Here is a 6000-nt window from a genome sequence, read left to right on the forward strand (position 1 = left end):
AAATCGTATGATCTATTTATCGTCATTGCGAGGAACGAAGCAATCTAGACTTGTAATGGTATGAACTTCTATTTAAAGCTATTTACATCTATCTTAAATAACTCTGCAGCATTTTTCCAAAGAATCATTTCCTTTTTATCATCGGGGAGCTCTAGATTTTTCATGAAATTCAAATATGATTTCATCGAAGAAATAGGCCAGTCTGTTCCGTAAAGCAGGTACTTTGGGTTACCCGCATAAGTGATCATCTGCTCCAATTCATTTTTCATCCAACGTTCAAATTTCTCAGTGAAATCCCCTAAGACCAATCCTGAAAAGTCTGCATGAACATTTTTGTTTTTGTAGGTGACTTCCATACAGTCTTTGATCCAAGGATTTCCTACATGGCAAATCACAATTTTCAAATCGGGATAGTCCACTGCCAGATCATCGTGATGAATTGGGTGGGAATATTTTACCCTGCCTGTGGGAGAATAGGTGTCACCTGAGTGAAACATAACCGGTACATCATATTCTATCGCCATGTCATAGACGACTTTCATTCTTGAATCACTTGGATAAAATGGTTCGTATCCAGGATAGAGTTTGAGACCTTTAATAAGTCCTGTCTCTAGATATTCTGCGATTTCGCGGAGATCATGATGGTTATAATTCAGATAACTGATTCCGGCGACCACCCCTAAGTTTTTCCTGTTTGCAATAGCTTCTACCACCTTTTTGGTACTAGGTCGATGTTCATTGACTTTGTACGAAGTGAGAACTAGGGAGTAATCAACCTCATTTTCTTCCATTGTTTCGGTCAATTTATTTAGGCAGTCTTCAAGTGATACCACACGTTCTTCATGGTAATTATTGATGTGGGTGTGGACGTCTATGATCATGTTTCAAAAATTGGTTGGTGCAAAATGTAACAATATTTTGACCAAGGGAAGAAAAGCCAAAATATTCAAGTAACTCATGAGATGTCTTAGCTGCAGGCAAAGTAAATTTTTTATAAAATTAATTTTCCATAAAAGTCTCCGCAAAATCAGTAAAAATTGAAGCTATAAATTCTGGTTTTTTTCTAAATTTGATCATGTGCCGCGACACAAATTTTTAAGTAACTGATTAATTTTTAAGTAAATACGATTGACAAATCTATTTATAGACGGATAGCCGAAACCGCTAATAGTAGGCGAAAATTTTTATCTAAATATCAAAATGAAGACAATAAAACTAGGCAAGCTTACCTTACCGGAGTTTGCTGCAGAAAAAGCAATTGGCGTGCGAGGTGATGGATCACTTATGTATGCGAAAGAAGTAGTATCTGGAAAAATGCCTCCAAAATTTGGCATGGATCTCACCTCACTTGACAACATAGCCAAGCTGGCAATACAGCGAATTAAGCTAGAACCAGAATTGAAGATCGGAGTGATAGAAGCTGGTACGTATAGTAAGGCGGAAATTATATCTCATATTGAAAACCAAACTTCCTTTGGAAGGCAGATCGCAGATGCAGAGGTAAAGTATGCGGAATACTTGCTTAATCAGATGCTGGGAAAGATATCTATAGATTCGCTCAAATTTGTGATGCCAAAGGCCGAAGTATTGCCCACTATTCCTACTGAATGGAAAATCATCCCAAAGGCTCAGTGGAAGCTTTTTTCCAACAAAGTATTGTTTTGTGAAAACACCACGGATAGTGTCACCAGCGAGGTTGCTACCTATAGGCAAAATAATGTTCACCCTGTTTTCGCAAGTCGTGGTTTCGAGGTGATTAAGCTGATAGGGGTGAATGACAATCGTACTAATTTTGCAGCCAGAGCAAAAGAATCAAGGGTGACTTATATCAGTGGGATCGGTCATGGAAATTATGACAACTATACCGGCCATAGCAACTCCAGTTTACTTCGCGTAGGTTCGTATGATTCTTCGGAAGTAGACAATAGCTCCATTCACTTTTTGAGTTGCCGAACTGGAAGAGATTTGGGGCCAAATACAGTTTCCAAGGGCGCATTCTCTTATATGGGATACACGGAGAATTTCACTTTTACTTGGGCAAATTCAACACTCTTTTGGATTGCCGATTCACAATATGATATCAGCATGGCTCTTGGACGTACTGTTCAGCAGTCCGTAGCGGATTCAGTTGCTCAGTTTAATGTGGGTATGGCAGCTGTGCCAGGTACTACCACAGCTGCATTGCTCATGCAAGACCGTGACCTGATGCGCTCAGCCATGTCTGGTGCTGCTTGGGGAAGCAAAACTGCTAGAATCCAGCCTTATGTTTTCTACCATATGACCTTGGCGGATTTCACCATGAAACGTTTATAATGCATTCACATAGCAGTTGTTTTGAAAAACAAACAGCTGCTATTTTTAACTTTAACATTATGGAAAAAATAACACTACCTCCAATCGCATTAGAAGCTAAAGGCAAACCACTTAGCTACAAGCCACAAACCTGTGAATTTAGCTATTACGATAAAGTGGCTAATGGCGAACAGAAAATTTATCCTTTTGCCAAAATGGATAAGGATTCACGTATCAAACTAGCAATTAAACGTTATCAATCCTCTGAAGAGAATACCATGGTTTCCACCTTGAATGGTGAGCAATATTCAAAAGAAGCTATTGTTCGAGAAATCGAACAAGAAACGTCTGTTGGAAATAGCTTTGTATCTCTCGATCTAAATTATTTGGAATATTATCTGAGTACCTTTCCTGCTAACGCTTTTGGTGTATGAAGACCGAAAAAACTTTATACTAGTAATTTACCGTCTAGCTGATAACTATCTGTTAAATGTGTCCATGGAAATGAAACTTCAATTTGCCTTTTCTACTCCAACACTTTAACCAAAAGCTTTTCGCATACTTTTTCTGATAGTGTCTCACTAGAATGATCCAAGTAGGAAACAACAATACTTTGATCGTAGCCTTCTTTAGATGTGATTTTCAGTTCAGTGCCTAGACTCAAGTTTCTGCCATTAAGAAATTCTAAAAATTCCGTTGAGGAGTTAGTAAGTGCGGCAAGTATTACGGTTTGTCCAGCTTTGCAATCGGATAGACTGAGGTAGTTGATTTCTTGTATGCGGCCTTGCTTGTCTGGAATAGGAGAACCATGGGGGTCGATAGTTGGGTAACCCAACATTTCGTCCATCCGCTCGAAGAATTTTGGAGCGTGGATATGTTCTACCTGCTCTGCAATCTCATGGACTTCTTCCCATCCAAACCCCATTTTGTTTACTAAAAACATCTCTGTCAGCCTATGCTTTCGGATGATTAGTGCAGCTTCTTTTTTGCCTTTTGGGGTCAGCGTTACTGGCTTATACTTTTCATAGATTAACCATTCATTTTTTTGGAGGGTCTTCACCATGCTGTTTACCGTAGGCATGCTGACTTGCATCTGAGTTGCCAGCTCGGAAATATTCACTTCGCTTTTCTCATTAGCGAGATTAAAAAGTGATTTCAGGTAGTTCTCTTCTGTTTGAGATGCCATGTTCTATTGCTTTAGTATTCAAATATGATAAAAAAATTATTAAAACAATTTTGTTAGATAGATCTAACAATGTAGATTTGTCGTATCTAATAAAAATTTAACTACCGTTTTATGAAATATAAGTACCTCTTATTTATTGGTTTATTCTTTTTTTCAGGGGCTATTTCTGCCCAAACTAGTACAGTGAAAGGTAGAGTAATGCTGGAAAATGATCCTGTAGAATTTGCAAATGTCTATATCAAAAACCTCAATGTAGGTGCTGTTACAGATGCGGATGGAAAGTTCCGAATAGAAATTAAGGAGTCAGGAACATACATCATTCAAGCATCGATGGTAGGGTTTAAGTCTGCTCAATTGAAAGTGGCGATTCCACAAAGCTCAGAGGAACTAGTTTTTCAAATGGAGGAAATGGACGGTGGATTGGATGAAGTTGTCGTCTCTGGCACCATGCAGGAGGTTTCCAAATTGGACAGTCCAGTGCCAGTAGAGGTGTACAACGCTAATTTTTTCAGAGCAAATCCTACGCCTTCTATCTTTGAATCTCTACAAAATGTGAATGGAGTGCGTCCGCAGATCAATTGCAATGTTTGTAATACGGGTGACATTCACATCAATGGATTAGAAGGACCATACACCATGGTGCTGATTGACGGTATGCCGATTGTGAGTGGTTTAGCAACAGTTTATGGATTGACGGGTATTCCTCAAGCGCTGATAGATAGGGTGGAAGTAGTGAAAGGCCCGGCTTCCACACTTTATGGTTCTGAAGCAGTCGGAGGACTGATTAATGTAATTACAAAAAAACCTGAAGCAGCACCTTTAGTGTCTACAGACTTCTTTGCTACTGGCTGGGGAGAGATGAATTTGGATCTTGGTTTGCGTTCAAATTGGGGCAAGAAAATACAATCGCTTACGGGAATAAATGGCTTTTATTACGACAATCCCATTGATAATAATGGTGATGGGTTTACCGATGTCACACTTTCTAAGCGAATATCTTTTTTCCAGAAAATCAATGTCCAAAGACCCGATGATAGGCTTTTCACCATGGCTGGAAGATATGTCTATGAAGATCGCTGGGGAGGAGAGATGGACTGGACATCTGCGGATAGAGGCGGAGATGAAGTTTATGGAGAGAGTATTTATACTAGTCGATGGGAGACTTTTGGTACTTGGCAGTTGCCAACTTCTGAGAATATGAATTTTCAGTTTTCAGCTAATGGACATAATCAAAATTCGGTATATGGGACGACTATCTATAAAGCTAGCCAGTACATTGGTTTTGGACAATTGACCTGGGCAAAAACTGCTCAGAAACATGGTTTATTGCTTGGCTTGGCTTATAGATACACCTACTATGATGATAATACTTCTGCTACCTCGAGGCTTAATTTGGATGAAAACGCACCTTCAGTCATTCATTTACCAGGAGTTTTCTTACAGGATGAAATTAAGTTGACGGCCAATCAGAGTTTGCTATTAGGAGCTCGTTACGACTATAATTCCATTCACGGATCGATCTTTTCACCTCGTGTAAATTATAAGTTATCCTCAAGTGACAAGCATACAGTTTTGAGACTTTCCGCAGGAAATGGTTTTCGAGTAGCCAACGTATTTACTGAAGATCATGCAGCGCTGACGGGTGCGAGGGAAGTTGTATTTACAGAGGAATTGAAGCCTGAGCAAAGCTGGAATGCAAATGCCAATCTTGTAAAGAAAATCTATTCAGCCAAAGGTGTATTTGTTGGATTAGATGGTTCAGCATTTTACACTTATTTCACCAACAGAATTATCCCAAATTATGAAACCAACCCAAATCAGATCATTTATTCTAATTTGAAGGGTTCAGCTGTTTCTAAAGGTGTCTCTCTAAATCTAGATGTTGCATGGCCAAATGGGTTGAGTGTGACAGCGGGGGGAACGTTAATGGATGTGAGTATAGAAGAGGAGGGAGTTAAAAGACGGCAGTTACTCACGGAGAAGTTTTCTGGTGTTTGGTCCGTTGGTTATGAGATTTTCAGCTTGGGTTTGACGGTGGATTATACAGGAAATGTTTACAGTCCTATGCGATTGCCTTTGCTAGGTCCGCTAGATGACAGACCTGGGTATTCGCCTTGGTATAGTCTTCAGAATATACAGTTGACCAAAAAGCTGGGTGAAAAATGGGAAGTGTTTGGAGGAGTCAAAAACCTACTGAATTTCACGCCTGCGGCAAATTCTATTGCAAGAGCTTTTGATCCATTTGATAGAGGAGTTGACTTTGCGCAGGATGGATCAGTGATTCCTACTCCGGGCAATCCAAATGCATTAACTTTTGATCCTACCTATGTTTATGCTCCAAATCAGGGGATCAGAGGGTTTTTGGGAGTGAGGTTTACGGTTTTGGATTAAGTTTTTTTTAACCGGAAAGTGCACAGAGGTTTACGCAGAGATCGCAATTTTATGATTACCATCATTCCTTATCATAGAATTGTTTTGGTGAGTGTGCCACAACATGTCAAATGAGAAGAGGTTTTTTGAAC

General features: G+C 39.5%; 5 protein-coding genes. 3 read left to right on the forward strand and 2 right to left on the reverse strand.

Annotated elements, in window-relative coordinates; all coding sequences use genetic code 11:
• Positions 1–68 precede the first annotated feature (68 nt).
• A complete protein-coding gene (locus tag BVH02_RS15525) occupies positions 69–881 on the reverse strand; it encodes an amidohydrolase family protein (RefSeq protein ID WP_086502384.1) in 813 nt (270 codons plus the stop codon).
• Positions 882–1200: 319 nt separating this feature from the next.
• Between BVH02_RS15525 and BVH02_RS15530 the strand changes: the two genes are divergently transcribed.
• Positions 1201–2313, forward strand: coding sequence for a hypothetical protein (locus BVH02_RS15530; protein ID WP_086502385.1), 1113 nt, complete (start codon positions 1201–1203; stop codon positions 2311–2313).
• Between the two features lie 59 nt (positions 2314–2372).
• Positions 2373–2726: a hypothetical protein gene (locus BVH02_RS15535; RefSeq protein WP_143244227.1), complete on the forward strand. Its 354-nt coding sequence runs from the start codon at positions 2373–2375 to the stop codon at positions 2724–2726.
• A gap of 92 nt (positions 2727–2818) precedes the next feature.
• On the opposite strand, the gene BVH02_RS15540 is transcribed toward BVH02_RS15535, so the two are convergent.
• A complete protein-coding gene (locus tag BVH02_RS15540) occupies positions 2819–3478 on the reverse strand; it encodes a metal-dependent transcriptional regulator (protein ID WP_086502387.1) in 660 nt (219 codons plus the stop codon).
• A gap of 111 nt (positions 3479–3589) precedes the next feature.
• Here BVH02_RS15540 and BVH02_RS15545 point away from each other — a divergent pair, with 111 nt between their 5' ends.
• The gene (locus BVH02_RS15545; protein ID WP_191278343.1) at positions 3590–5869 is read left to right on the forward strand and encodes a TonB-dependent receptor; all 2280 of its coding nucleotides are present in this window, start codon (positions 3590–3592) and stop codon (positions 5867–5869) included.
• The last annotated feature ends 131 nt before the right edge of the window (positions 5870–6000 follow it).

Source organism: Algoriphagus ratkowskyi (assembly GCF_002150505.1).
Classification (GTDB): domain Bacteria; phylum Bacteroidota; class Bacteroidia; order Cytophagales; family Cyclobacteriaceae; genus Algoriphagus; species Algoriphagus ratkowskyi.